We start from the raw sequence: 24,764 nt of genomic DNA, 5'->3' as shown, positions 1-24,764 counted from the left end.
AAGGCAGGGCGTTCAGCCGACCACGTACCGCTTCGACGGCCCGCCCGGCGCGGCCTGGCCGCTCTTGCCGTACACCGCCGCTTCGGCGCCGCCGGCCGGGGTGCGCATGGCGTTGATCAGCCCCTGGGTGTGCGACAGCTGCCTGGTGATCAGCATGCCGTTGATACGGTTCAATTCCTTGGCGTCGCGCGTCTTGTCCAGCAGTTCTTGCCAGCCAGATAAAGCCTGCGCGCCGCTGCCCTCCACCCACGCCTGCATGCCGGCCTCGTCCGCCGAAAAGCCGGCCGCCGCCAGGCTCTGGTGCCGTTGCCGGGCCAGCGCCGTCATCTCGGCCACCACCTGCGCCTTGCGCGGGGTGAGCTCGTCGAGGCCGGCCGTGTCCGCGCTTACCAGCAATTGCTGCTCCTGCTTCATCAGGTCCAGCACGGACGCGATCAAGGCAAGTTCCTGCGGCAGGGTGGTGCTGGGGCTGGCTGTCGACATGGTCATGGTGTGGCCGGAAAACCGGCGCGGTTAACGTTTGCGGGAATGCAGCAGGTCGCGTACGGTGTCCAGCAAGCCATCCGCGACTTTCTCGGAATTGACCTGGAACTGGCCGTCGGCGATCGCCAGCTTGATGCGTTCGACTTTCTTGGTGTCGAACACGCCATTATTGTTGCCCACCGCGCTGGCCATGGCCTGGCCCTGCGACGACAGCTTGACGCTGTCGGTGCTGGCCGGGGCCGCGCTCGTGGCTTTTTCGGTGCTCTTGGCGTTGGCCGGGGGCGTACTCACCGTCGGCAGGCCGGGGTTGCTCTTGAGGTTGTCGTTAATTTTCACAGCATCATCCTTCTCTGGGCGGAGCGGTAAAAACTCCTGGGTCTGCGTAAGTAACGGCGCTTGCGGCGTAAACTTTAGCGCATTCCAGCGGGAGATTGAACCCTTGTCTAAAAGACCACCTCCACCATGCCACCCGCCTTGGCCACGCCGCTGAGGATGGCGCCGGCCGGCGTGCGCACCTGCACCACCTGGCCGTCGCTGGCGTTGCCGATCGCGCGCGCTTCGGCCGATACCCGGAAACCGTTGCCGCTCGATACCACCCGGACCAGCTGCCCCTGCTGCACCACGGGCTTGCCGCGCAGCGCATCGAGGCGCAGCGGCGTCCCGGACGCGATGGACATGGTGCTGGTGCGTCCAAGCGCCTGCGCCATGTCGGTCACCACGCCGTTCGGCATCGTCCCGATGTCGCCTTTGAGCAACACTAATTGCGATTGTTCAATTGTCTGGCCCTGGACCAGGGGCACGGCGGTGGCCACGTAATCGGTCACCACGCTCACCTGTGCCTGAATATACACCGTCCATGCGACAGGCGCCGTACAGCGCACGCCGACCGTGGTTTTTCCCGACGTGCGCGCGCCCGGCTGCTGGAATGCCTGCGGGGCGGGGCAGGATGCCAGGCTCATGCGTTGATTGACGGGGCCGGCGGTCACGCTCACCTCGCCGGACAGGCCGGCGTTCTGGGCGCGCAGATAGTCTTCGGCCACGCGCTTCAAGACAGCCGGGTCTTGCAGCGCCGCCGGCGCGGCGGCGGGCTGGGCGAAGCAAGATTGCGAGGCAAGCAAGAGGGCAGAGAAGAAGGCGATTTTCATATGGATTGCTTTCAGGAATGAGAGCATCATAGACTTCACGCGGCCGTGCCGAATGCCTGAATAGCCGTGTTTTGGCGCGCCTGATCGTTCGATTGGGCGAGCAACAGGGTCCGTATGATTCATCCTGTCATCACCAGTACATTGCCGCCAACCCGGAGGCAGTCGACAGATGCGGAGCACGACATGATTGGCAAACTCGACGATTACATGCGCTTTAACGAGACGGCCCTGAGCCTGCGCTCGCAACGCCAGGAATTGCTGGCGTCGAACATCGCGAATGCGGATACGCCCAACTACAAGGCGCGCGACATCGACTTCGCCAGCGCCCTGCAGGGCGTGCTGGCCAAGAGTACGCCGCCGGCCGGCGTGCTCAAGCAAACCGCCCCGGCCCATATGGCCACCGGCGCGCCCAAGGGCGAGGTGCTGGCGAACGGCACGCCGGTGCTGTACCGCACGCCGGCCCAGGGCGCGGTCGACGGCAACACGGTCGACATGGATGTCGAGCGCAACCAGTTCGCCGACAACGCCCTGCGCTACGAAGCGGCGGTCACCTTCATCAATATGCAGATCCGCGGCATGACGGCGGCGATCCAGGGAGGCCAGTAATCATGTCGCTGTTTAATATCTTTAATGTGTCCGGCTCGGCCATGAGCGCCCAGGCCCAGCGCCTCAACACCACCGCCAGCAACCTGGCCAATGCCGACAGCGCCACCAGCGCCAGCGGCGAGGCCTACCGCGCCAAGCAGGTCGTGTTCGAGGCGGTCCCGACCGAGGGCGCCGGCACCGCCGTCAAGGTGCGCGAAGTGATCGAAGATCCGTCGCCGCTCAAGCAGGTGTACGACCCGAAACATCCGATGGCCGATGAAAAGGGCTATGTGGCCATGCCGAACGTCAACGTGGTCGACGAGATGGTCAACATGCTGTCGGCCTCGCGTTCCTACCAGACCAACGTCGAAACCATGAACGCGGCCAAGTCGCTGTTGATGAAAACCTTGACCATCGGTCAATAAACCGCGTCATAAACCGAGAACCCGCCATGGCAACCGTCAATTCCAATGCACCCGTGATGTCGCCCGACCTGCTCAACGCCGTCAATCCCAAGAAGCCGAAAGCGGTCGAAGGCAGCGTCGAAGCGGACACCAACAAGTTCATGACCCTGCTGGTTACCCAGCTCAAGAACCAGGATCCGATGAATCCGCTGGACAACGCCCAGATCACCAGCCAGCTGGCCCAGCTGTCGACGGTGACCGGCGTCAACAAGCTGAACACGACCATGGAAACGCTCAAGGCGAGCTACCAGAGTTCGGAAGGCTTGCAGGCCGCCAACCTGATCGGGCACGGCGTGCTGGTCGACGGCAATGGCGTGACCCTGGCCGGCGGCAAGGGCATCATGGGCGTCCATATGGCGACCCCGGCCGACAAGGTGCAGCTGATCGTCACCGATCCGAAAACCGGCAAGGATGTCCAGACCATCGACCTCGGCAAGCGGGCGGCCGGCACCGTGCCGGTGGCCTGGGATGGCGTGGTCGACCCGACCAAACTGGACGCGGCCGGCAAGCCGATCGCGCTCAAGGATGGGAATTACCTGATTCGCGTCGTCGCCGAGCGCGGCGGCGAAGTCTTGAAAGACGCCAAGGCCCTGTCCTTCGACACGGTCGCCAGCGTCACCACCAGCGCCAAGGATGGCGTGAAACTGAATCTGCCCTCGCGGGGCGTCGTGGCCATGAGCGACGTCAAGCAAATTCTGTAAAACAAGCCGCTACCACTTATACTTTTCAGGAGAAACACCATGTCGTTTCAACAAGGACTTAGCGGCTTGAATGGCGCAGCCAAATCGCTCGACGTTATCGGCAACAACATCGCCAACGCCAGCACGGTCGGTTTCAAGGGATCGCAAGCCCAGTTCGCGGACGTGTACGCCAATTCGCTCAACGGCGCCGGCGGCAACCAGGCCGGGATCGGCGTGAAAGTCTCGCAGATCGCCCAGCAGTTCACCCAGGGCAATATCGAAAGCTCGAACAACCCGCTCGACATTGCGATCAATGGCGCCGGCTTCTTCCGCACCGATGTCAATGGCGACGTGCAATATTCGCGCAACGGCCAGTTCTCGCTCGACAAGAACGGCTTCGTGGTCAACGCCCAGGGCGCCAAGCTGACCGGCTACAGCGTCAGCGACACCGGCAACATCCTGACCGGCTCGGCGGTACCGATCAAGATCGACAACAAGGACATGAGCCCGCTGGAAACCACCCGCGTCGATACCAAGCTCAACCTCGATTCGCGCAGCCCGCTGCCGATCAAGGTGCCGTTCAGCGCGACCGATCCGGAAACCTACAACAAGCAGACCTCGATCGACGTCTTCGACAGCCTCGGCAATTCGCACGTGATGTCGACCTTCTACGTCAAGACCGGCCCCGGCTCGTGGGATGTGTACGTCGGTTCGGACGGGGTGGAAATCACCAACCAGGCGGTCGCCGCCGCCGCCCAGACCGATACCGCGGCGGGCACTGCGCGCACCGCCTTCCAGACCGCCGCCACCGCCGTGCCGCCGGGCGACCTGGCCGCTGCCGCCGCCGCCTACGCCACCGCCGCCGGCGCCGCCGTGGCCGCCGCCGCCGGTACCGCCGGCGCCACCGCCGCCCAGCAGACCGCGATCACCACCGCCGCCACCAGCGCCGGCGGCACCCCCGGCATCACGCCGGCCGAGATCGACAAGCTGATCGCCGCCGCCGTCAAGGTGCCGGCGGTGCGCGCCGGTCACCTCAATTTCGACAGCAATGGCGTGCTCAACGCGGCCGCGATGGCGCCCCAGACCTTGCCCCTGCAAATCGAGTTGCCGGTATTCCCGCTGACGGGTTCCAAGCCGACCATCGAATTCGACCTGCATTTCGCCGGTTCGACCCAGTACGGCGACGCCACCGAAGAGAAGAAATCGAGCCAGGACGGCTACACGGCCGGCAACCTGCAGCGCTTCTCGGCCGGTCCCGACGGCACCATCCTGGGACAGTACAGCAATGGCGAATCGCGTCCGCTGGGACAGATCGTGCTGGCCAATTTTGCCAATCCAAACGGACTGCAACCGTTGGGCAACAATGCCTGGGCACAGACGCCGACCTCGGGCACGCCGCTGATCGGCACGCCGAATTCCGGCAGTTTCGGTAACCTGCAGTCCTCGGCGGTGGAAAATTCGAACGTCGACCTGACGGCGGAACTGGTCAATATGATCACGGCGCAGCGCGTGTACCAGGCCAATGCGCAGACCATCAAGACGCAGGATTCGGTGTTGCAGACCCTGGTCAACCTGCGTTAAACCCGGTCCGCCGTTCCCGCCTGGGCGGGAACGGCGGCGTCATGGACAGGCACGGCCTTGGCGATACGCATCTAGGAGCACATCATGGACAGACTCATTTACACAGCCGCCAGCGGCGCCAAGCACATCCTGGAGCAGCAGGCCACCACCTCGCACAACCTGGCCAACGTCACCACCACCGGTTTCCGCGCCCAGATCGATGCCTTCCGCGCGGTCCCGATCGTCGGCGAGAACCTGCCGCTGCCCACGCGCGCCTTCGTGGTCAACACCACCGCCAGCACCGATTTCACCACCGGCCCCCTGCAGCTGACCGGGCGCGACCTCGACGTGGCGATCAAGGGCAAGGGCTTTATCGCCGTGCAAATGCCCGACGGTAGCGAAGCCTACACGCGCAACGGCGCCCTGCAGATGAACGAAAACGGCCTGCTGACCAACACCGCCGGCTTCGCCATCCAGGGCGACGGCGGCCCGATCACGGTGCCGCCCGAAGTCTCGGTCGCCATCGGCGGCGACGGCACCATCTCGACCATCGCCACCACCACCAAGCCGGGCGCTCCCACCATCCTGGGACGCCTGAAACTGGTCAATCCGCCCGAGCAGGACCTGGTGCGCGGCGACGACGGCCTGTTCCGCCTCAAGAGCGGCGTCGCCGCCGATCCCGATCCGCAGGTGGCGGTGGCCGGCGGCGCGCTGGAAGGCTCCAACGTCAGCCCGGTCGATGCCATGGTGACCATGATTTCGCTGGCGCGCTCGTTCGAACTGCAAATGAGCCTGATGAAGAATGCCGAGAACAACGCGGCGAAAGCCACCCAGATCCTCGCTTTGGGTTAACACCGGGCGGCGCATAATGGCTTCATTGATCGGTGCGTGGCGATGTTCGCCGGCCGCCGTTACTGGAGAAGACCATGATTCGTTCCCTTTTTATCGCCAAGACCGGCCTCGAAGCGCAGCAGACCAACCTGGACGTCATCACCAATAACCTGGCCAACGTCAGCACCAACGGCTTCAAGCGCAGCCGCGCCGTGTTCGAAGACTTGCTGTACCAGAATGTCCGCCAGCCAGGCGCCCAATCCTCGCAACAAACCCAGCTGCCGTCGGGCCAGCAGATCGGCACCGGCACGCGCGTGGTCTCGGTCGAACGCATCCACACCCAGGGCAATCCCCAGCAGACCGGCAACTCGAAAGACGTGATGGTCAACGGCGCCGGCTTCTTCTCGGTGCTGATGCCGGACGGTACCGCCGCCTACACCCGCGACGGCTCGTTCCAGACCGATGCCAACGGCCAGCTGGTGACCTCGTCCGGCTTCGTGGTGCAGCCTGCCATTACCGTGCCGTCCAATGCGCTCTCGCTGACCGTGGGCCGCGACGGCACCGTCTCGGTGACCCTGCCGGGCACCAGCGCGCCGTCCCAGATCGGCAGCCTGCAGCTGACCACCTTCGTCAACCCGGCCGGGCTGGAGTCGAAAGGCGAAAACCTGTACGTGGAAACCGGCGCCTCGGGCGCTGCCAACACGAATACCCCGGGCACCAACGGTTCCGGCGTGCTGCTGCAAGGCTATGTGGAAACCTCGAACGTGAACGTGGTCGAGGAGATGGTGAACATGATCCAGACCCAGCGTGCCTACGAGATCAACAGCAAGGCGATCACCACGTCCGACCAGATGTTGCAAAAATTGTCGCAGCTGTAAGCGCGGCCAGGAGAATCCGCATGAAACCATTGATGATCGTTTCCCTGCTGGCGCTGGCCGGCTGCGCCGCCACCCCGAGCTCGATCGTGCAGCGTCCGACCACGGCGCGCCCGCTCATGGCGGAGCAGGGCGCGCCGGCCAACGGCGCCATCTACCAGAGTTCGCAGTACCGTCCGCTGTTCGAAGACCGGCGCGCGCGCCATATCGGCGACATGCTGACCATTAACATCACCGAGCGCACCTCGGCCGTGAAAGCCGGCGCCAGTTCGGGCAACAAGTCCGGCTCGGCCAGCTTCGCCGCGCCGGGCGTGATCAAGGGCGTGTTCGGGGCCAACGTGGGCGTCGAAGGCGCCAACAAGTACGCCGATTCGGACAACCAGAGCGCCAGCAATACCTTTACCGGCACCATCGGCGTCACCGTCACCGAAGTGCTGCCGAACGGGAACCTGATCGTGGCCGGCGAGAAGCAGGTGGCGATGAACAAGGGCGTCGAGTTCATCCGCTTTTCGGGGATGATCAGCCCGGACAATATCGGCACCGGCAACACGGTCTCGTCGACCCAGGTGGCCGATGCGCGCGTCGAGTACCGCACCAACAGCCAGATCGACCGCGCCGAAATGACGGCGATGGTGTCGCGTTTCTTCCAGTCCCTGCTGCCATTCTGATCGGATCCCTCATGCGTGCATTCCTGAAAACCGCTGCCCTGGCCTGTGCCATGGCGCTGACCCTGCTGCCGCAGGCGGCCCGGGCCGAGCGCCTGAAGGACCTGACCACGATCGCCGGCGTGCGCCAGAACCAGCTGAGCGGCTACGGCATCGTCGTCGGCCTCGACGGCAGCGGCGACCAGACCACCCAGACCCCGTTCACGGTGCAGTCGATCATGTCGATGCTGCAGGCGAAGGGCGTGAACATGCCGCCCGGGACCAGCCTGCAGCTCAAGAACGTGGCCGCGGTCATGGTCACGGCTTCGCTGCCGGCCTTCGCCCAGCCGGGCCAGACCATCGACATCACGGTCTCGTCCATCGGTAACGCCAAGAGCTTGCGCGGCGGCACCCTGATCATGACGCCGCTGCAAGGCGCCGATGGCCAGGTGTACGCCATGGCGCAGGGCAATGTGCTGGTCGGCGGCGTCGGCGCCCAGGCCGGCGGGGCCCAGGTGCAAGTCAATCACCTGGCCGTGGGCAAGATTTCGGCCGGCGCCACGGTGGAGCGCGCCGTTGCCTCGAACCTGGGCGAAAACAACCAGATCCGGCTGGAACTGAACACCACCGATTTTTCCACCGTGGCGCGGGTGGTCGAGGCGATCAACAACCATTTCGGCCCGGACATCGCCACCGCCCTGGACGGGCGCGTGATCCGCGTGCGTTCGCCCTCGTCGAGCGACCAGCGGGTGGCCTTCATCGGCATCCTGGAAGGGCTGGAAGTCAATCCGTCCAAGCTGGCCGCCAAGGTCATCATGAACGCGCGCACCGGCTCGGTGGTGATGAACCAGACCGTCACGCTCGACACCTGCGCGATTTCGCACGGCAACCTGTCGGTGACGATCAGTTCCGATCCCCAGGTCAGCCAGCCGGGGCCGTTCTCGGGCGGGCAGACCGTGGTGACCCAGAACACCCAGGTGGAAGTGAAGAAAGACCCGGGCAAGGTGGTCATGGTCAAGGGCGGCGCCTCGCTGGCCGACGTGGTCAAGGCGATGAATGCGATCGGCGCCTCGCCGCAAGACTTGCTCTCGATCCTGCAGGCGCTGAAAGCGGCCGGATCGCTGCGCGCCGAACTCGAAATCATTTGAGGATGCCATCATGATCGGCCCATCGAACGACCTGAGCAGCAAGTTCGCCCTCGACACCAATGCCCTGGGCGGGCTCAAGCAGTCGGCCAAGGACGGTTCGCCGGAAGCGCTGAAAACCGCGTCGACCCAGTTCGAGGCGATGTTCATCAACATGATGATGAAAAGCATGCGCGACGCCACGCCCCAGGGCGAAGGCATGCTCGACAGCCAGCAAACCAAGACCTTCACCACCATGCTGGACCAGCAGATGAGCCAGAACCTGGCCAAGCGCGGGGTCGGCCTGGCCGACGTGCTGATCCGCCAGCTGAGCACCACGGCCGCGAATGCCCAGGCGCTGGCGATCCATGGCGACCCGACTGCCCAGCCGGCCCAGCCGTTCACCATCGCCAACGACCAGCCCGCCAAGCGGATCGCCATGCCGCCCGGGCGCGATGCCGGCGAGATGATCAAGTCGCCCGCTGCGCTGCTCACCCCGGCAACGTCCGCCGTCCCGTCGACGCCCGGGGTGAGCGCGAGCGGGCGGCCGCAGTCGCCGCATGTGCGCGCCTTCCAGGAAAAGCTGGGCGCACACGCCGACGAAGCGGCGCGCGCCACCGGGATTCCGGCCAAGTTCATGCTCGGCCAGGCCGCGCTCGAATCGGGCTGGGGCCGGCGCGAGATCCGCAATGCCGACGGCGGCACCAGCCACAACCTGTTCGGCATCAAGGCCGGCCCTGGCTGGACTGGCAAGGTTGCCACGGCGGTCACGACCGAGTACGTCAACGGCAAGCCGCAGACCCGGGTCGAGAAATTCCGCGCCTACGATTCGTATGCCGACAGCTTCAAGGATTACGCCAAGCTCATCACGACCAATCCGCGCTACGAAAAAGTGCTGGCCAACGCCCAGGATGCGGCCGGGTTCGCGCACGGCTTGCAGAAGGCCGGCTACGCCACCGATCCCCTGTACGCGGCCAAGCTGACCAAGATCATCCAGCGCAACCTGGCCTGAGCCGCGCCGGCGATTCAAGTTTTTTGATAACTTGCCGTAGACAGAGATATTCAAGGAAAGAACCCACATCATGGCTGGAAATCTTCTCAACATCGGCAAGACCGGTTTGTTCGCTGCGCAAGTGGGCCTGTCCACGACCGGGCACAATATCGCCAACGCCAATGTGGCCGGCTACAGCCGCCAGACGATCGTCCAGGCCACCGGCATCGCCCAGAACTACGGTTATGGCTTCGTCGGCAGCGGCACCGAAGTGGACCAGATCAAGCGCTATTCGGACAGTTTCCTGAACGGCCAGGTGCGTTCCGCCCAGACCCAGGTCAGCTCGCTCAACGCCTTCTACGCCCAGATCAGCCAGGTCGACAACTTGCTCTCGGACACCACGTCCGGCCTGTCGCCAGCCCTGCAGGATTTCTTCAAGGGCGTGCAGGACATGGCCTCGAACCCGTCCTCGGCCGCCTCGCGCCAGGCGGTGCTGTCGAACGGCGAGTCGCTGGTGGCGCGCTTCCAGGGCATCAACGACCGCCTGACCGAGATCCGCCAGGGCGTCAACAGCGAAATCACGGCCAAGGTCGGCGTCATCAATTCCTACGCCCAGCAGATCGGCGAGCTCAACGACAAGATCGCCCAGCTGACCACCGGTTCCGGCGCGGAGCCGAACGACCTGATGGATGCGCGCGACCAGCTCATCGCCGACCTCAACAAGGAAGTCAAGACCACCGTCACGCGCGGCAACAACAACAGCCTGACCGTGGCCATCGGCAGCGGCCAGCCGCTGGTGGTGGGCAACAAGGCCTTCCAGCTGGCGGCCACCACCTCGCCGACCGACCTGAGCCGCGTGCAAGTCGGCCTGGTTACCGGCAGCAATGTGACAGTGCTGGCCGACAGCGCGCTCTCTGGCGGCGAACTGGGCGGCTTGATGGAATTTCGCTCCGGCACGCTCGACCGCACCCAGAATTCGCTGGGCCGGGTGGCGATCACCCTGGCGCAAACCTTCAACGCCCAGCACCGGCTCGGGATCGACTCGGCCGGCAATCCGGGCGGCGATTTCTTCACGGTCGGCGTGCCCGTGGTCGGACGCAATATCAATAACGCGGTCGGCAGCACCACCGACGTCAAGGCGGCCATCGTCGACCCTGCCGCGCTGACCCAGAGCGACTACCGGGTCAGCTACGACGGCAGCAATTACACGGTCACGCGCCTGGCGGACAACAAGCCGTTCACGGTCACGCCCTTCCCGCAGACCGATCCGCAGGTGATCGACGGCGTGGCGTTTACCGTCACCGGCAGCGCTTCGGCCGGCGACAGCTTCCTGGTGCGCCCGACCATCAACGGCGCCTCCGATTTTTCGATGAAGATCAACGAGCGCAACTCGATCGCGGCGGCGGCCCCGATCAGCACCAGCGTGCCGCTCAGTAACAAGGGCACGGGGACGATCAGCGAAGGCAATATCGACGCTTCCTACCTGACGCCGGGCAATGCCCTGACGGCGCCGGTCAACCTGACCGTGGGCGGCACGCCGGCCGCGCTGTCCGGTTTCCCGGCGGGCCAGGCCGTGACGGTGACCACCAACGGGGTGCCGACCACCTATCCGGCCGGCACGCCCTCGATTCCGTTTACCGCCGGCGCCAATTACAACTTCGGCGGCGTCAACCTGAAATTCGCCGGCACGCCGGTGGCGGGCGACACCTTCACGGTCAGCCCCAACAGCAACGGCACGGCCGACAACCGCAATGCGCGCCTGCTGGGCGGCCTGCAGACCAAGCCGATCCTCGATGGCGGCAAAGCCACCTACCAGTCGGCCTACGCCGAGCTGGTCAGCTTTGTCGGCAACAAGACGCGCGAAGTGCAGGTCAACAGCCAGGCCGGCGACACCCTGCTCAAGCAGGTCACGGCGGCGCAGCAGGACGTGTCGGGCGTGAACCTGGATGAAGAAGCGACCAACCTGCTCAAGTACCAGCAAGCCTACCAGGCGGCCGGCAAGGTGATGCAGATGGCCAGTACCCTGTTCGACACGGTCCTGTCGATCAGCCGTTAATCACGTAGTCGATCAGTCCAGTCGGGGAAACCAGCATGCGCATCAGCACCAACACCATCTTCGCCAACGGCACCGGCCAGCTCGGCAGCTTGCAGAGCCAGCTGGCCAAGACCCAGATGCAGCTGTCGACCAACCGCCGCCTGGTGACGGCCGCCGACGATCCGGTCGCGGCCGCGCGCGCGCTCGAACTGACGCAGTCGCAGTCGGTCAACGAGCAGTTCAAGGTCAACCGCATGAATGCCAACAGTTCGCTGGGGCAGGTCGAAGGCGCGCTGACCAGCGCCACCACCCTGATGCAGGAAATCCAGCGTTTGTCTGTGTACGCCGGCAACGGTTCGCTGACCCCGCCCGACCGCGAAGCGATCGCCATCGACCTCGAATCGCGCATGCAGGATTTGCTGGCCGTGGCCAATACCGAAGACGGGGTGGGCGGCTACCTGTTCGCCGGCCACCGCGCCAACACCCAGCCGTTCACCCAGACCGCCGGCGGCGCCCAGTACAACGGCGACCAGGGCCAGCGCATGCTGCAGGTCGGCTCCTCGCGCACGATGCCGGTCAGCGAGACCGGCAACGCGATTTTCGAGCGCAACATGACCGGCAACGGCGACTTCCAGACCCGCGCCGCGCCCGGCAATACCGGTTCCGGCCTGGTCTCGCCGGGCACGGTGACCGACAAGGCGGCGCTCACGGGGCACAATTACAGCGTCACGTTCTCGGTGACGGCGACCACCCCGCCGGTGACCACCTATATGGTGACCGACACCACCACCAACGAAGCGATTCCGCGCCCGCCGGCCGTGGCCACGCCGCAGCCGTACAAGACCGGGCAGCAGATCGCCTTCGACGGCATGGCGCTGGACGTCAAGGGCGAGCCGGCCAACGGCGATACCTTCACCACCGAGCCGAGCGTGAACCAGTCGGTGTTCAAGACCATCACCGACCTCGTTGCGGCGCTGCGCCAGCCGGTCATCGGGGCCGGCGGCAAGGCCCAGCTGGCCAATAACCTGAGCGTGGCGAACGCCAACCTGACCTCGTCGCTCGACAACATCCTGTCGGTGCGCGCCTCGTTCGGCTCGCGCATGCAGGAACTCGATTACCTCGACAGCGCCGGCTCGGACCGCGACATCCAGTACCAGACCGCGATTTCGAACCTGGTGGACCTGGACATGGTCAAGGCGCTGTCGCAGTTCGCGCAGCAGCAGACCACGCTGGAAGCGGCGCAGAAATCGTTCAAGGCCTTGTCCGGCTTATCGCTGTTTAATTACATCGGCTAAGGGATCCGCCGGAACCGCCCGGACAGGCGGCGTCGGCGCCCTTGCAGGCTGCGCCGTGGCCGCCATGCGCGGCACCCGGCGCGCCGTTTCGATGCCCTGGTTGAACAGCACCTGGAAGGGATTGCCCAGGTAAGGCAGCACCATCACGATCACCAGGAAACCCACCCCCAGGGTGATCGGAAAGCCGATCCCGAAGATGTTCAGCTGCGGCGCGGCGCGCGTCAGGATGCCGAGCGCGACCTGGGTAATCAGCAGCGCCGCCACGATCGGCAGCGACAGGTGCAGGCCGGCGCTGAAGATCAGGCCGCCCCATTTGGCCAGTTCCCATTCCGCGCTGGACGACATCGGCGTGGCCGAAATCGGCATCGTGATAAAACTCTCGGCCAGCGCTTCGAGCAGCACCAGGTGCGCATTCGCCGCCAAAAACGCCATGGTGGCGATCAGCGCCAGGAACTGGCTGACGGCCGAGGAACGGCCCTTGGTCAGGGGATCGAAAAAGCTGGCAAAGCCCAGGCCCATGGTCAGGCTGCAGATTTCGCCGGCCATTTCGATGGCGGCGAACACCAGCCGCATGGCGAAGCCCATGGCCACGCCGATCAGCAATTCCTGCACCAGGATCAGCAGGCCCGCCATCGACAGCGGATCGGCCGCCGGCAGCGCCGGAATCGCCGGCGAGATGATGCTCGCCAGTAGCACGCCGAGCGCGACCTTGACCCGCACCGGGACGCTGGCGTTGCCGAACAGGGGAGCGGCGGTGACCAGGCCGAGGATGCGGGTCAGCGGCCACAGCACGCCGGCGATCCACGCATTCATCTCGGCGCTGGTGAGGGTAATCATGCGAGCGGAACGCGCGGACGCGTTCTATCCGACCAGGCCGGGAATGCCGGAAAACACCTGGCGCATGTAGTCGAGCATGACCGCCAGCATCCACGGCCCGGCGATGAGCAGGGCCACAAAAATGCCGACCAGCTTGGGGATGAAGGACAGGGTCGCTTCATTGATCTGGGTCGCGGCCTGGAAGATACTGACGATCAGGCCGATGATCAGCGCCACCAGCAGCATCGGCGCGGCCACCATCAGGGTCACTTCCATGGCCACCCGGCCCATTGTCATCACGCTTTCGGGAGTCATCGCCAGCCCCGCTAGTAAAAGCTCTGCGCGAGCGAGCCGAGCAGGAGTTGCCAGCCATCGACCAGCACGAACAGCATCAGCTTGAAGGGCAGCGAGATGACGGCCGGCGACATCATCATCATCCCCATCGACATCAGCACCGAGGCCACCACCATGTCGATGATCAAGAACGGAATGAAGATGGCGAAGCCGATCTGGAACGCGGTCTTCAATTCGCTCGTGACAAACGCGGGAATCAGTATGCGCAGCGGAATGTCTTCCGGACCCTGCAGGGCGGCCGAGCGCGAAATCTTGACGAACATGGCCAGGTCGGCCTGGCGCGTCTGCCGGATCATGAACGCTTTCAGGGGCGCCACGGCCTTGTCCATGGCCTCGTTCATCTGGATCTTGTTTTCCTGCAGCGGCTGGTAAGCGTCCACGTAAATCTTGTCGAACACCGGCCCCATCACGAACAGGGTCAGGAACAGCGCCAGCCCGACCATGACCTGGTTGGGCGGGGCCGACTGGGTGCCGATCGCCTGGCGCAGCAGGGACAGCACGATGATAATGCGGGTAAAGCTGGTCATCATCAGCAGCACCGCCGGGATGAAGGACAGCGCCGTCATCAACAGCAGCGTCTGCACCGGCAGCGAATAGGCGGTGCCGCCGCCCGGGGCCGGGGTGCTGGTGAAGGTCGGGATGCCCGGCGCGGCCAGGGCCAGCGCCGGCAGGCCGAGGGCCAGCAGCGCGAGGAGCGGCAAGCCGCGCCGCGCGCGGCGCGTCAGGGAAGTCGCCGGCTTAGCGTCCATGGCGCTTGTCGACCGTCTGCTTCAGCCATTCGGCAAAGGTGCCGGAGGCCGGGCCGTTGGCGAGCAGCGCCGGGCCGCCCGGGGTTTCCTGCTTGGGCATGGTGGCCAGCGCGTTGATGCGCCCGGGCGAGGCGCCCACCACGATCCACTGGTCGCCCACTTCGATGACGACGACCCGTTCGCGCCCGCCCAGGCTGAGCGCGCCGATGGTGCGCATCTGGGCCGCGCCGGCGTTGGCCTGCGGACCGTAGCGCTTCATGAACCAGACCATGGCGCCCAGCAGGCCGAGCACCAGGGTCAGGGCGAAAATGGTTTGCAGCAGGTTGCCGGCCGACGGTCCCGCCGTCGGAGCGGGCGCCACGGGCACGGCGGGCGCGGCAGGCAGGGCGGCGCCCGGGGCCGGCGCTCCTGCAAGCGCGGCGCTGGCCTGCGGCGCGGCCGCGGCCGGCTCCACGGCGGCGCGAGCGGATGCGGCAGCCGGCACGGCGGCAGCGGGAACGGCGGCGGCAGGCGCGGACGCAGCGGCGCCAGCCGCCTCGGCGGCGGCCAGTTGCGGCGCCAGGCTGCACGCCAGCGCCACGGCGACGATCAGGCGCGCCGTCATTTATTGAGTTTTCGAATCCGTTCGGACGGCGTGATGATGTCCGTCAGGCGAATACCGAATTTATCGTTCACCACCACCACTTCGCCCTGGGCGATCAGGCAGCCGTTGACCAGCACGTCCATCGGCTCGCCGGCCAGGCCGTCGAGCTCGACCACCGAACCCTGGGCCAGCTGCAGCAGGTTCTTGATGGCGATCTTGGTCCGTCCCAGCTCGACCGTGAGCTGGACCGGGATATCGAGGATGAAGTCGATGTCGTTGGGCGTGTCGGGCTTGCTGCCCTTGTTGGAAAAATCCTTGAACACGGCCGCGCTGGCTGCCTGGCTTTGCAGGGCTTCGGCTTCCGCCTTGGCCTGCTCGGCAATGGCCGCGCCCCAGTCGTCCATCGCGTCGTCATCGGTAGTATCGGACATGGTGCTCTCCTAAATTATTTGGTGTCGGCATTGGCGAGCAGTTTCTCGACCTTTAGCGCATATTGTCCGTTGAGCACGCCATACGTGCAATCCATCACCGGCACGCCGTCGACGGTGGCCTGGATCTGTTCGGGTACGTTGAGGGGGACGATGTCGCCCACCTTGAAATTGAGAATCTCGTCGAAGGAGGCGCGCGCCGTGCCCAGCACCGCCACCAGCTCGACTTCGGCGATCTGGATCTGCTGCGTCATCAGGCGGATCCAGCGCTTGTCGACTTCCAGCGCCTCGCCCTGCAGGCTGGAGGTGAGGGTGTCGCGGATCGGCTCGATCATCGAATACGGCATGCAGATGTGGATCTGGCCGCTCACCGAGCCGAGCTCGATGGTAAACGTGGACGACACCACCACCTCGTTCGGGGTGGCGATGTTGGCGAACTGGGTGTTCATTTCGGAGCGGATGTACTCGAACTCGACCGGATACACCGGTTCCCACGATTTGGCGTAGGAATCGAACACGATATCGAGGATGCGCAGGATGATGCGCTGCTCGGTCTGGGTAAAATCGCGCCCCTCGACCCGGGTATGGAAGCGCCCGTCGCCGCCGAACAGATTGTCGACCAGCAAAAACACCAGGCCCGGATCGAACACGATCAGGGCCGTGCCGCGCAGCGGCTTCATGTGGACCAGGTTCAGGTTGGTGGGCACCACCAGGTTGCGGATGAATTCGCTGTATTTGGAGACCCGCACCGAGCCGACCGAGACTTCGGCGCTGCGCCGGATGTAGTTGAACAGCCCGACCCGCAACAGGCGCGCGAAACGTTCGTTGATGATTTCGAGCGTCGGCATGCGGCCGCGCACGATGCGTTCCTGGGTCGCCAGGTTGTAGGTGCGTACGCCGGTATTGTCTTCCGGCGTGGAAGCTTCGTCGGCGTCGCCGTTGACGCCCTTGAGCAGCGCATCGACTTCTTCCTGCGAGAGAAAATTATCGGCCATGGCGCGTCACTGGATGATGAACTGGGTGAACATGACTTCGTTGATTTCCTGGGTGTCTTCGTGCTCGGCGAACGGCTTCTTGATTTCTTCCATGATTTCCTCGGCCAGCTTGGTCTTGCCTTCCACCGTGGACAGTTCCGAGGCTTTCTTGGCCGACAGCAGCAGCAGCACGCGGCTGCGCACCTTCGGCATATTGTTCTTGACCAGGTCGGCCTGCTCCTGGCCCGCCATTTCGAGCGTGATCGAGACCTGCAGCATGTGTTCTTCTTCGCCGTCCGGTTGCAGGTTGACGGTAAACACCTCGAGCGGGGCGAACACCGGCGGCACATGCGCCTTGGCGGCCTTTTTCTTCTTCTTGGCCGGCTTCGCGGTTTCTTCCGCTTCCTCGCCGCCCTTGCTCTGCGTGAAATACCAGCCCGCACCACCGCCGCCCAGCACCAGCACGGCCACGATCGCGCCGATCATGGCCATTTTCTTCGACGGCGGCTTGGCGGCCGCATCAGGGGGGGCTGCAGCTTTCATGTTTGCTTTCGCTTTCAAAGTACCTCGGGACGACGTCGGTGGATCATGCCGTCATTATGTCATTATCGCGAAGAAATGAGCGGGCAGATGCGTGGAAAACAGGGCCGATCGCGGCCCAACTCGTGGCTTGGCATCGACATCCGATGCGCTTTACATACGGGCCCCTGGCGGCGTGGCAGGGAAGGCTAGGCAAATCGACAAGCACGGATGCCCTGCGTTATCAGGCGAAGGTGTCGACCAGGCCCAGTGCGCCGCCTTGTGCCGGGGTCCTGGCGGCCAGGCGCTCGTTGGCGTCGGCCGCGCTGCCGTTGACGATGCCGCGGCCGCCTCCGGCGCCGCTGCCGTCGGCGGAGGCGGCCGTGGCCCGTTCACCCTGGTCCTGGCGCTGCTCCGGCATGCCGGCGTTGACGCTGGCGTTGCCCAGCGAGATGCCGCTCTCGTCCATCATTTCGCGCAATTTCGGCATGGCGTTTTCCAGCGCCTGGCGCACTTCCAGCTCGCCCGAGGAGAAGGTCACGCTGGCATTGTCGCCAGTGACGTTCAGGACCACCTGGACCGGGCCGAGGTCGGGCGGATTGAGGGTGAGGGTGGCGCTTTGTTCCTTGCCGGCCACCATCCAGACGATTTTCTGGCCGACCTGGTTGTCCCAGGCCGGGGTGCCGACGCGCGCCGACAGCTTGTCGGCGCCGGCGTTGGCGGCCTGCGCCAGGCCGAGCGCGGCCTGCTGCAGCGGCGCGGCCACCGGCGCCGGCTCGGCCGCCTTGAGGTCGATGGCGCCGACGCTCTCCGGCAGTTCGCGCGCGGCCGGCGCCAGCCTGGCGGCATCGGCCGGGACGGCTGCCGTTTGCAGGGCCCCCGTCTGGGTCGGGGCGGCCTGGCCCTGGGCGGACTCGGTGGCGGCGCCGGCGGCGCGCGGCATGGCGCCTTCCAGCAGGGCGCGCAGGTCGCCGGCCGGGGCGGCCCCGGATTCGGTCGCCAGGGAAGGTTCGGCCGGCAAGCCCAGCGCGCCGGCGGCGGGCGCGGTAGGGGCCCCGTCGACCGCCGGCAAGCGGCCGGCGGCGGCCATGGCGGGCGCGGCGAAGGCGGCCAGCGCGGCGTCGGCCGCCTGGTTCGGGTCGGCCACGGTAACGGCGGCGGCGCGGCCGGAGCCCAGCGTGCTCCAGGACGGATCGGCGGCGGCCGGCGCGGCGGCCGCTTGTGCCGGCTGGGTCAGGCTGGCGACGAGGGCCAGCATGTCGGCCACCGGCAGTTCGGCGCGCGCGGCGGCGGCTGCGGCGCTGTCGGCGGCCGCTGCCGCTGCGGCGGCGCTGTCGGCTGTGGCCGGGGCGCCGCCCGTGTCGCCGGACTGGGCGTTGGCGCTACTGTTGTTCGCTGGCGCTGCCGGGCGCGCCGGGGCGGCGTCCGGCACGGGCGCGGCGGCCTGCTCGGCCTTGGCGCCCTGTTCCGGGCGCGCGGCCGGGGCCGGGGCTTTCTCGGCCGGGCGCGGCGCGCCGGCCCTGGCGTTGACGGGGGCGGCCGGCTGCTGCTGCATGGCCTGGCGCTGCGCGATCTCGCGCGAGAGGGTCTGTCCGAACTGGACCGCCGGCTGGGCGGCGGCGGCATTGCTGCGCGCCGGGGCCGGGTTGGCGTTCAGGGCGGCCAGTGGCTGGGCGATGGGAGTAGTGGACATGGCGGGCGATCGGTTGGTTATGTCGGTTGCATCAACGTTTGTAATAAGCCTGGCGGGCGGCGTGTTCGTCCATCTGTTTCTGGTCGCGCTTGTTTTCCAGGCGCAGCGCTTCGACGGCCGCGCGCTCGTTCAGGGTGCGGTAGGACACCCGCTTGCGCTCGCTGGCTTGCCACAAGCCCTTTTCCACCGCGCTCCTGTGGTGCGCATGCTTGACGATTTCGCGCTGGCCCATGATGGCGTGCTCCAGCTTGCCCATGAAGGCGATGAAATTGGCGTAGGCCATCGGCGTGATGCCGTTGCGCTGCGCCGCATCCAGCTTTTGCGCGTAATCCTCCAGGTAACCGAGCAGCATCTGCAATTTCTGCTCGGTTTCCTCGGCCGCCTTGAGCGCTTCGCCCAGCCGCTTGGCGGCGGCGTCGGTGTCGCGCTGGGCCAGGTCGAGCAAGGTGTCGAGGACGGTTTGTTTTGCCATAATGCATCATTATAGGCATCCCGGCCGCGATTCCATCACGAGAATAGAGAGGTCAATTCGGCCAAGCTCTGCGGCATGCCGACGTTGTCCGTGATCTCCTGGCACAGGAAGGCTTCGATCTTGTCGTTCAGGGCGATGGCCTGGTCCAGCACCGGGTCGCTGCCGTGGGCGTAGGCGCCGACCGTGATCAGGTCGCGCGAGCGCTCGAAGCGCGAATAGAGCTGCTTGAGGCGGCGCGCGGCGTGCTGGTGGGCGGTGGTGGTGATCGTGTGCATGGCGCGGCTGATCGACTGTTCGATATCGATGGCCGGATAGTGCCCGGCTTCGGCCAGGCGCCGGTTGAGCACGAAGTGGCCGTCCAGGATCGCGCGCGCCGAGTCGGCGATCGGGTCCTGCTGGTCGTCGCCCTCGGTCAGCACGGTGTAGAAGGCGGTGATCGAGCCGCCTCCTTCGAGGCCGTTGCCGGCCCGTTCCACCAGCACCGGCAGCTTGGCGAACACCGACGGCGGATAGCCCTTGGTGGCGGGCGGCTCGCCGATGGCGAGGGCGATTTCGCGCTGCGCCATGGCGTAGCGGGTCAGCGAATCCATGATCATGAGCACGTTCTTGCCCTGGTCGCGGAAATGTTCGGCAATCGCCGTGGTGTAGGCCGCGCCCTGCAGGCGCATCAGCGGCGGCGTGTCGGCCGGGGCCGCCACCACGGCGGCGCGCGCCAGGCCTTCCGGCCCGAGGATGTGTTCGATGAATTCCTTGACCTCGCGGCCCCGTTCGCCTATCAGGCCGACCACCACCACGTCGGCCTTGGTATAGCGCGCCATCATTCCCAGCAGCACCGACTTACCGACGCCGGAACCGGCGAACAGGCCCAGGCGCTGGCCGCGCCCGACGGTCAGCATGGCGTTGATCGCGCGGATGCCGACGTCCAGCGTTTCCACGATCGGGGCGCGGTCGAGCGGATTGGCGGGACGCACGTTGATCGGCCCGCTATCGTCGGTTTGCAGCGGGCCCAGGCCGTCGAGCGGGCGGCCGGCGCCGTCGACCACCCGGCCCAGGAGGCCCATGCCGACCGGCAAGTGGCGCGCGCGGTCGCTCGGGCGCCGCCGCGGGTGGGCCACCGCGCCCGGACGGGGCAGGGTCGCTTCGACCGGCAAGACCTTGGTGCCGGGGACGATGCCTTCGACATCGCTTTGCGGCATCAGGAACAGGCGGTCGCCGTCGAAACCGACCACTTCGGCTTCGACCCGGTTGCCGCTCGGCATAGGAATGGTGCAGGCGCTGCCGACCGCCAGCTTGAGGCCGACGCATTCCATGACCAGCCCGGCCACGCGCGTGATGCGGCCCGACACCTGCTGCGGCTCGACGAAGCCGACCAGGGTGCCGCAGTCGCGCAGGTAGGCGGACCAGCGCGCCGTGTGGCGGTCGCTTGGCGCGCCGGGGCCGGTAAGCGGATCGGACTCGCTCATCGTGACAGCCACTCCACCTCGTTCTTGCCGAGCGCGCTGGCCAGGCGCTGCCAGCGCACTTCGGCCTGGGCGTCGATCTGGTTGCTGGCGGTATCGATCTTGCAGCCGCCACGGTTGATCTGGGGATCGTCGACGATGCGCCAGCCGCCCTTGTCGAGTTCTTCGCCGATCTGCTCGCGCACCAGGCGCGCATCGTCGGGATGCAGTATGAGCAGGGCCGGCTGCTGCAGCACCGGCAGGTAGGAAATGGCGTCGCGCACCACCGGGATGATCAGCTCGGGCTTGACGTCGAGCGCCGTGCGCAGCATGTTCCTGGCCAGGTGCAGGGTCAGTTCGAGCATGTCGTTGGCGATGCTCTCGTCGGCCTGCGACAGCGCCTGGCCGAAGGTGGCGGCGATCGATTGCAGGTTGGCCAGTTCGACCGCGCTTTCCGCGCGCCCCTGGGCGTAGGCGTCGGCGTAGCCGGCTTCGTGGCCGGCCGCATGCCCGGCGTCGTAGCCTTCCTGGCGCGCCTGTTCGCGGATGGCGGCGATTTCCTCGTCGGTCGGCAGCTCGGGCGCGGGCGGCGCGTCGGGCAGCGCCTCTTCTTCGGGCGAGGTGTCGAGGAACACCGGTTCCGGGTCCGGAACGCGGTCGAAGGAATTCATTTCCCAGCGCTGGTAGGCGGTTTGCAGTTCTTTCGGAAGGGTAGCCATCAGACGAAGGAATCCTCACCTTTGCCGAGCACGATCTGGCCTTCGTCGGACAGGCGACGGACGATCTGCAGGATCTGTTTTTGCTGGGTTTCGACTTCGGACAGGCGCACCGGCCCTTTCGATTCGAGGTCTTCGCGCATCATCTCGCCGGCGCGCGCCGACATATTGCGGAAGATCTTTTCGCGCAGTTCCTGCGAGGCGCCCTTGAGCGCCATGATCAGCATTTCGGACTGCACTTCGCGCAGCAGCAGCTGGATGCCGCGGTCGTCGATGTCGATGATGTTGTCGAACACGAACATCTCGTCCATGATCTTCTGGGCCATGTCGTTGTCGTAGTTCTTGATGTTGTCCATCACCGAACCTTCCTGCTCGCCGCTCATGAAGTTGAGGATCTCGGCCGCCGCGCGCACGCCGCCCAGCGAGGATTTCTTGATGTTCTCGTTACCCGACAGCAGCTTGGTCAGCACGTCGTTGAGCTCGCGCAAGGCGGCCGGCTGCACGCCGTCCAGGGTGGCGATCCTCAGCACCACGTCGTTGCGCAGGCGGTCGGTGAAGTTGCCGAGGATTTCGCAGGCCTGGTCGCGCTCCAGGTGGACCAGGATGGTGGCGATGATCTGCGGGTGCTCGTTGCGGATCAGTTCCGACACCGACGAGGCGTCCATCCACTTCAGGCTTTCGATGCCGGAGGCATCCTTGCCGCCCAGGATGCGCGACAGCAGCACCGAGGCCTTGTCGTCGCCCAGCGCCTTGGTCAGCACCTGGCGGATGTACTCGTCCGAATCGAGGCCGACGGTGGAGGTCAGCTCGGTCTGTTCGCGGAACGATTCGAGCACCCCGACCACCTGCTCGTGCTGCACGTTCTTCATCGTGGCCATGGCCGCGCCCAGCTTGAGCACCTCGCGCGGACCGAGGAAGCGCATCACCTCGGCCGCCTCGGACTCGCCGATGGCCAGCATCAGGATGGCGGCCTTCTGGATTCCATTATCATTCATTTGTACCTACCCATGCCTTGATGACGTTTGCGACGATGCGCGGATCTTCCTGCGCCAGTTTCTTGGCCAGCTCCAGGTTGGCCCGGTAGCTGTGGTCCTGCTGCGATTCGGCCTCGGCTTCGGCTTGCGCCTCGGCTGCCGCCTGCGCTTCGGCGTCGGCGGCCTCGTCGGCCTTTTCTTCCTCTTCCGCAGTCGGCTCCGGCGGGATTTCGTGGGCCTTGTCGAACTTGGTCATGACCGGGCGCAGCATCGGACGCAGCAGGCGGAAGTACAGGAAGGCGATGACGGCGAACACGAACAGGTACTTGGCGATATCCTTGGCCAGCGGCAGGTTGGCCGGGTCGCGCCACCAGTCGAGCGTTGCAGGCGGCACGTCCGGCTTGTCGACGCCGTCGAAGGCGGCATTGGTCACGTTGAGCGTGTCGCCACGGTCCTTGTTGTACCCCATCGCTTCCTTGACCAGGTCGTTGATCTGGGCGACCTGGGCGGCCGTCAGCGGGGTGACGGTGACTTTGCCGGTCTTGGGGTCGACCGAACGGCGGTGGTTGACCAGCACGCCGACGGTCAGACGCTTGACCAGGCCCATCGGACGCTGTTCGTAGCGGATCGTCTTGTCGACTTCGAAATTGGTGGTGGTGTCCTTGCGGGTCGGGCCGGTCACCACGGCCGGGGCCGCGCCGGGCGCGCCGGCGGCGGTCAGGGGCGCGGTGGCCAGGCCCGGCGGCTGGTTGGTCAGCGCGCCCGGCACGCCGGCCGGGTTGGCGGTGCTGGGGCCGTTCGCTTCCGAGGTCTGCTGGCTGCGGATCGATTGCGGCTCCGGCGGCGAATTCGGCTTGTAGACTTCGGCGGCGGTGTCGACCTGGGCGAAGTCGATGTCGGCGGTCGCTTCGGCGCGCACATTGCCGGGGCCGACCAGCGGCGTGATCAGCGATTCGACCTGCTTGATGATGTTTTTCTGGATCGCTTCGACGTACTTGAGCTGGTTCGGGTCGAGCTTGCGCGCATTGTTGGCCTTGTCGGGATCGGACAGCAGGTTGCCGGCCTGGTCGACCACGGTGACGTTCGAGACCGGCAGTTCGGACACGCTCGAGGCCAGCAGGTGGACGATGGCGTTGACCTGGGCCTGGTCGATCACGCGCCCGGTTTGCAGGTTCAGCAGGACCGAGGCGGTCGGCTTTTGCTGCTCGCGCACGAAGACCGACGGTTTCGGCAGCGCCAGGTGCACGCGCGCCGAGCTGACGGCGGCGATCGACTCGATCGAGCGCGCCAGTTCGCCTTCAAGCGAGCGCTGGTAATTGACTTGTTCGTGGAACTGGGACACGCCCAGTTTCTGGTTTTCCATCAGCTCGAAGCCGACCGTGCCGCCCTTGGGCAAGCCTTGCGCGGCCAGCTTGAGGCGCACGCCGTGCACCTGTTCCTCGGGCACCATGATCGACGCGCCGCCGTCCGAGAACTTGTACGGCACCGCCATCTGGTCGAGCGAGGCCGTGATGGCGCCGCCATCCTTGTCGCTGACGTTGGCGAACAGGACACGGTATTCGACGCGCTGGCTCCACATCCACACGCCCAGCATGACTGCCAGGACGGCGGCGATGCCGAGACCGCGCAGGAAATTCTTTCCGAGCGGCGTCTGCAGGAACGTCGGGGGAGGCGGCGTGTCCTGTTGGGGGATATCGACGAGTTCTTCTGCGGTTGCAGCTGCCATGGTGGTGGGTGTCCGACGGGCAAGGCCCGAAACTTGGTAAGAATTTCCCAAACCTAGGCAAAGGCTGGGGCTCAGACTCCATTATGTGCTGCGTTGCCCTCGGTCAAAACATCGAATAGAGCGCGCTTTCGGGCCCTGCTCGACGGCCCGGCTGGCCACCCCGGTGCTATTCTGGCACCCTGAGATAGCTGGTGCAGCTATTCTACGCCGCCTAGTGTGAACAGAGGAAACGACATGAATGTGAACGGAATCGGATCGGACCGGATCGAAGCCATGATGGCCCAGCTCAAGGCGGCGGCGACGCGCCCGGCGGGCGGGGTCGGGCCGGCGGTCAAGGTGGCGCCCGAGCCGGATGTCGCCAAGGTCGATTTCGCCGATGCGCTCAAGAATTCGATCGCCCAGGTCAGCGACGCCCAGCTCAAGGCGGGCGAGCAGGGCAGGGCGTTTACCATGGGCGACGACAAGGTCAGCCTGTCGGATGTGATGGTGTCGATGCAGAAGGCCAGTATTGGTTTCCAGGCAACTGTGCAGGTGAGGAATAAATTGGTGTCGGCGTATCACGAGATTATGAATATGCAGGTGTGATACCTGTTTCACTGTCAGCGGCTC

28 protein-coding genes are annotated in these 24,764 nt (G+C 65.8%); 12 read left to right on the top strand and 16 right to left on the bottom strand.

All coding sequences use genetic code 11. The features are described from left to right. Nucleotides 1–12 precede the first annotated feature (12 nt). The 3 genes from EJB06_RS17805 to flgA form a co-directional block, all read right to left on the bottom strand. Nucleotides 13–489, bottom strand: coding sequence for a flagella synthesis protein FlgN (locus EJB06_RS17805; protein ID WP_229427143.1), 477 nt, complete (start codon nt 487–489; stop codon nt 13–15). A gap of 24 nt (nt 490–513) precedes the next feature. Next, complete coding sequence (flgM, locus tag EJB06_RS17800; RefSeq protein WP_126075368.1) at nt 514–819, bottom strand: flagellar biosynthesis anti-sigma factor FlgM; 306 nt, start codon at nt 817–819, stop codon at nt 514–516. A 107-nt stretch (nt 820–926) separates the two neighbouring features. Beyond that, nucleotides 927–1,628, bottom strand: coding sequence for a flagellar basal body P-ring formation chaperone FlgA (gene flgA, locus EJB06_RS17795; protein ID WP_126075367.1), 702 nt, complete (start codon nt 1,626–1,628; stop codon nt 927–929). Between the two features lie 183 nt (nt 1,629–1,811). Between flgA and flgB the strand changes: the two genes are divergently transcribed. From flgB to flgL, 11 genes are all read left to right on the top strand, one after another. Continuing rightward, on the top strand, nt 1,812–2,234 hold the full coding sequence (flgB, locus tag EJB06_RS17790; RefSeq protein WP_126075366.1) for a flagellar basal body rod protein FlgB: 423 nt from the start codon (nt 1,812–1,814) through the stop codon (nt 2,232–2,234). 2 nt (nt 2,235–2,236) lie between these two features. Then, a complete protein-coding gene (gene flgC / locus EJB06_RS17785) occupies nt 2,237–2,638 on the top strand; it encodes a flagellar basal body rod protein FlgC (protein ID WP_126075365.1) in 402 nt (133 codons plus the stop codon). Between the two features lie 26 nt (nt 2,639–2,664). Continuing rightward, entirely contained in the window at nt 2,665–3,378 is a 714-nt protein-coding gene (locus tag EJB06_RS17780; RefSeq protein ID WP_126075364.1) for a flagellar hook assembly protein FlgD, read from the top strand. 39 nt (nt 3,379–3,417) lie between these two features. Further along, complete coding sequence (locus EJB06_RS17775) at nt 3,418–4,938, top strand: flagellar hook protein FlgE (protein ID WP_126075363.1); 1,521 nt, start codon at nt 3,418–3,420, stop codon at nt 4,936–4,938. Nucleotides 4,939–5,022: 84 nt separating this feature from the next. After that, a complete protein-coding gene (locus tag EJB06_RS17770) occupies nt 5,023–5,769 on the top strand; it encodes a flagellar basal body rod protein FlgF (protein ID WP_126075362.1) in 747 nt (248 codons plus the stop codon). A 74-nt stretch (nt 5,770–5,843) separates the two neighbouring features. Next, complete coding sequence (flgG, locus tag EJB06_RS17765) at nt 5,844–6,626, top strand: flagellar basal-body rod protein FlgG (protein WP_126075361.1); 783 nt, start codon at nt 5,844–5,846, stop codon at nt 6,624–6,626. Nucleotides 6,627–6,646: 20 nt separating this feature from the next. Next, nucleotides 6,647–7,291: a flagellar basal body L-ring protein FlgH gene (locus tag EJB06_RS17760; RefSeq protein WP_126075360.1), complete on the top strand. Its 645-nt coding sequence runs from the start codon at nt 6,647–6,649 to the stop codon at nt 7,289–7,291. A gap of 11 nt (nt 7,292–7,302) precedes the next feature. After that, nucleotides 7,303–8,415, top strand: a complete 1,113-nt coding sequence (locus EJB06_RS17755; RefSeq protein ID WP_126075359.1) for a flagellar basal body P-ring protein FlgI — start codon at nt 7,303–7,305, stop codon at nt 8,413–8,415. A 10-nt stretch (nt 8,416–8,425) separates the two neighbouring features. Beyond that, the gene (gene flgJ / locus EJB06_RS17750) at nt 8,426–9,403 is read left to right on the top strand and encodes a flagellar assembly peptidoglycan hydrolase FlgJ (RefSeq protein ID WP_126075358.1); all 978 of its coding nucleotides are present in this window, start codon (nt 8,426–8,428) and stop codon (nt 9,401–9,403) included. Nucleotides 9,404–9,473: 70 nt separating this feature from the next. Then, nucleotides 9,474–11,438: a flagellar hook-associated protein FlgK gene (flgK, locus tag EJB06_RS17745; RefSeq protein WP_126075357.1), complete on the top strand. Its 1,965-nt coding sequence runs from the start codon at nt 9,474–9,476 to the stop codon at nt 11,436–11,438. A 35-nt stretch (nt 11,439–11,473) separates the two neighbouring features. Further along, on the top strand, nt 11,474–12,712 hold the full coding sequence (gene flgL / locus EJB06_RS17740) for a flagellar hook-associated protein FlgL (protein WP_126075356.1): 1,239 nt from the start codon (nt 11,474–11,476) through the stop codon (nt 12,710–12,712). Here the strand turns inward: flgL and fliR are convergent. From fliR to fliF, 13 genes are all read right to left on the bottom strand, one after another. Beyond that, nucleotides 12,686–13,549, bottom strand: a complete 864-nt coding sequence (fliR, locus tag EJB06_RS17735; RefSeq protein WP_126075355.1) for a flagellar biosynthetic protein FliR — start codon at nt 13,547–13,549, stop codon at nt 12,686–12,688. The genes flgL and fliR overlap by 27 nt on opposite strands. A gap of 24 nt (nt 13,550–13,573) precedes the next feature. Then, a complete protein-coding gene (gene fliQ / locus EJB06_RS17730) occupies nt 13,574–13,843 on the bottom strand; it encodes a flagellar biosynthesis protein FliQ (protein WP_126075354.1) in 270 nt (89 codons plus the stop codon). 11 nt (nt 13,844–13,854) lie between these two features. Continuing rightward, a complete protein-coding gene (gene fliP / locus EJB06_RS17725) occupies nt 13,855–14,631 on the bottom strand; it encodes a flagellar type III secretion system pore protein FliP (protein ID WP_126075353.1) in 777 nt (258 codons plus the stop codon). Then, nucleotides 14,621–15,235 (bottom strand): flagellar biosynthetic protein FliO, encoded by a 615-nt coding sequence (gene fliO, locus EJB06_RS17720; protein WP_126075352.1) that lies wholly within the window; start codon nt 15,233–15,235, stop codon nt 14,621–14,623. The genes fliP and fliO overlap by 11 nt, the downstream gene beginning before the upstream one ends. Further along, nucleotides 15,232–15,645, bottom strand: a complete 414-nt coding sequence (fliN, locus tag EJB06_RS17715; RefSeq protein ID WP_126075351.1) for a flagellar motor switch protein FliN — start codon at nt 15,643–15,645, stop codon at nt 15,232–15,234. Before fliN ends, fliO begins: the two co-directional genes overlap by 4 nt. Before the next feature lie 14 nt (nt 15,646–15,659). After that, nucleotides 15,660–16,637 carry a flagellar motor switch protein FliM gene (fliM, locus tag EJB06_RS17710; protein ID WP_126075350.1) on the bottom strand — a complete coding sequence of 326 codons (978 nt, stop codon included), beginning with the start codon at nt 16,635–16,637 and terminating at the stop codon, nt 15,660–15,662. 6 nt (nt 16,638–16,643) lie between these two features. Next, nucleotides 16,644–17,159 (bottom strand): flagellar basal body-associated protein FliL, encoded by a 516-nt coding sequence (gene fliL / locus EJB06_RS17705; protein WP_126075349.1) that lies wholly within the window; start codon nt 17,157–17,159, stop codon nt 16,644–16,646. A gap of 220 nt (nt 17,160–17,379) precedes the next feature. Next, nucleotides 17,380–18,828 carry a flagellar hook-length control protein FliK gene (locus EJB06_RS17700; RefSeq protein ID WP_126075348.1) on the bottom strand — a complete coding sequence of 483 codons (1,449 nt, stop codon included), beginning with the start codon at nt 18,826–18,828 and terminating at the stop codon, nt 17,380–17,382. A 31-nt stretch (nt 18,829–18,859) separates the two neighbouring features. Continuing rightward, nucleotides 18,860–19,300: a flagellar export protein FliJ gene (gene fliJ / locus EJB06_RS17695; RefSeq protein ID WP_126075347.1), complete on the bottom strand. Its 441-nt coding sequence runs from the start codon at nt 19,298–19,300 to the stop codon at nt 18,860–18,862. A 35-nt stretch (nt 19,301–19,335) separates the two neighbouring features. Beyond that, nucleotides 19,336–20,763, bottom strand: a complete 1,428-nt coding sequence (gene fliI, locus EJB06_RS17690; RefSeq protein ID WP_126075574.1) for a flagellar protein export ATPase FliI — start codon at nt 20,761–20,763, stop codon at nt 19,336–19,338. After that, a complete protein-coding gene (locus EJB06_RS17685) occupies nt 20,760–21,458 on the bottom strand; it encodes a flagellar assembly protein FliH (RefSeq protein ID WP_126075346.1) in 699 nt (232 codons plus the stop codon). The genes fliI and EJB06_RS17685 overlap by 4 nt, the downstream gene beginning before the upstream one ends. After that, the gene (fliG, locus tag EJB06_RS17680) at nt 21,458–22,450 is read right to left on the bottom strand and encodes a flagellar motor switch protein FliG (RefSeq protein WP_126075345.1); all 993 of its coding nucleotides are present in this window, start codon (nt 22,448–22,450) and stop codon (nt 21,458–21,460) included. The genes EJB06_RS17685 and fliG overlap by 1 nt, the downstream gene beginning before the upstream one ends. Then, nucleotides 22,443–24,155 (bottom strand): flagellar basal-body MS-ring/collar protein FliF, encoded by a 1,713-nt coding sequence (gene fliF / locus EJB06_RS17675; RefSeq protein WP_126075344.1) that lies wholly within the window; start codon nt 24,153–24,155, stop codon nt 22,443–22,445. Before fliF ends, fliG begins: the two co-directional genes overlap by 8 nt. 234 nt (nt 24,156–24,389) lie before the next feature. Here fliF and fliE point away from each other — a divergent pair, with 234 nt between their 5' ends. Beyond that, nucleotides 24,390–24,740 carry a flagellar hook-basal body complex protein FliE gene (gene fliE / locus EJB06_RS17670; RefSeq protein WP_126075343.1) on the top strand — a complete coding sequence of 117 codons (351 nt, stop codon included), beginning with the start codon at nt 24,390–24,392 and terminating at the stop codon, nt 24,738–24,740. Nucleotides 24,741–24,764 lie beyond the last annotated feature (24 nt).

The organism is Massilia atriviolacea (assembly GCF_003953935.1).
Lineage (GTDB): Bacteria > Pseudomonadota > Gammaproteobacteria > Burkholderiales > Burkholderiaceae_D > Telluria_A > Telluria_A atriviolacea.
Note: the sequence above shows the minus strand (reverse complement) of the source record. Positions and strands in the feature narration are given on the sequence as shown.

Coding starts and splice junctions, on each gene's coding strand:
- EJB06_RS17805 (WP_229427143.1), bottom strand. CDS start 489: ATGACCATGTCGACAGCCAGCCCCAGCACCACCCTGCCGCAGGAACTT.
- flgA (WP_126075367.1), bottom strand. CDS start 1,628: ATGAAAATCGCCTTCTTCTCTGCCCTCTTGCTTGCCTCGCAATCTTGC.
- flgB (WP_126075366.1), top strand. CDS start 1,812: ATGATTGGCAAACTCGACGATTACATGCGCTTTAACGAGACGGCCCTG.
- flgC (WP_126075365.1), top strand. CDS start 2,237: ATGTCGCTGTTTAATATCTTTAATGTGTCCGGCTCGGCCATGAGCGCC.
- EJB06_RS17780 (WP_126075364.1), top strand. CDS start 2,665: ATGGCAACCGTCAATTCCAATGCACCCGTGATGTCGCCCGACCTGCTC.
- EJB06_RS17775 (WP_126075363.1), top strand. CDS start 3,418: ATGTCGTTTCAACAAGGACTTAGCGGCTTGAATGGCGCAGCCAAATCG.
- EJB06_RS17770 (WP_126075362.1), top strand. CDS start 5,023: ATGGACAGACTCATTTACACAGCCGCCAGCGGCGCCAAGCACATCCTG.
- flgG (WP_126075361.1), top strand. CDS start 5,844: ATGATTCGTTCCCTTTTTATCGCCAAGACCGGCCTCGAAGCGCAGCAG.
- EJB06_RS17760 (WP_126075360.1), top strand. CDS start 6,647: ATGAAACCATTGATGATCGTTTCCCTGCTGGCGCTGGCCGGCTGCGCC.
- EJB06_RS17755 (WP_126075359.1), top strand. CDS start 7,303: ATGCGTGCATTCCTGAAAACCGCTGCCCTGGCCTGTGCCATGGCGCTG.
- flgJ (WP_126075358.1), top strand. CDS start 8,426: ATGATCGGCCCATCGAACGACCTGAGCAGCAAGTTCGCCCTCGACACC.
- flgK (WP_126075357.1), top strand. CDS start 9,474: ATGGCTGGAAATCTTCTCAACATCGGCAAGACCGGTTTGTTCGCTGCG.
- flgL (WP_126075356.1), top strand. CDS start 11,474: ATGCGCATCAGCACCAACACCATCTTCGCCAACGGCACCGGCCAGCTC.
- fliR (WP_126075355.1), bottom strand. CDS start 13,549: ATGATTACCCTCACCAGCGCCGAGATGAATGCGTGGATCGCCGGCGTG.
- fliQ (WP_126075354.1), bottom strand. CDS start 13,843: ATGACTCCCGAAAGCGTGATGACAATGGGCCGGGTGGCCATGGAAGTG.
- fliP (WP_126075353.1), bottom strand. CDS start 14,631: ATGGACGCTAAGCCGGCGACTTCCCTGACGCGCCGCGCGCGGCGCGGC.
- fliO (WP_126075352.1), bottom strand. CDS start 15,235: ATGACGGCGCGCCTGATCGTCGCCGTGGCGCTGGCGTGCAGCCTGGCG.
- fliN (WP_126075351.1), bottom strand. CDS start 15,645: ATGTCCGATACTACCGATGACGACGCGATGGACGACTGGGGCGCGGCC.
- fliM (WP_126075350.1), bottom strand. CDS start 16,637: ATGGCCGATAATTTTCTCTCGCAGGAAGAAGTCGATGCGCTGCTCAAG.
- fliL (WP_126075349.1), bottom strand. CDS start 17,159: ATGAAAGCTGCAGCCCCCCCTGATGCGGCCGCCAAGCCGCCGTCGAAG.
- EJB06_RS17700 (WP_126075348.1), bottom strand. CDS start 18,828: ATGTCCACTACTCCCATCGCCCAGCCACTGGCCGCCCTGAACGCCAAC.
- fliJ (WP_126075347.1), bottom strand. CDS start 19,300: ATGGCAAAACAAACCGTCCTCGACACCTTGCTCGACCTGGCCCAGCGC.
- fliI (WP_126075574.1), bottom strand. CDS start 20,763: ATGAGCGAGTCCGATCCGCTTACCGGCCCCGGCGCGCCAAGCGACCGC.
- EJB06_RS17685 (WP_126075346.1), bottom strand. CDS start 21,458: ATGGCTACCCTTCCGAAAGAACTGCAAACCGCCTACCAGCGCTGGGAA.
- fliG (WP_126075345.1), bottom strand. CDS start 22,450: ATGAATGATAATGGAATCCAGAAGGCCGCCATCCTGATGCTGGCCATC.
- fliF (WP_126075344.1), bottom strand. CDS start 24,155: ATGGCAGCTGCAACCGCAGAAGAACTCGTCGATATCCCCCAACAGGAC.
- fliE (WP_126075343.1), top strand. CDS start 24,390: ATGAATGTGAACGGAATCGGATCGGACCGGATCGAAGCCATGATGGCC.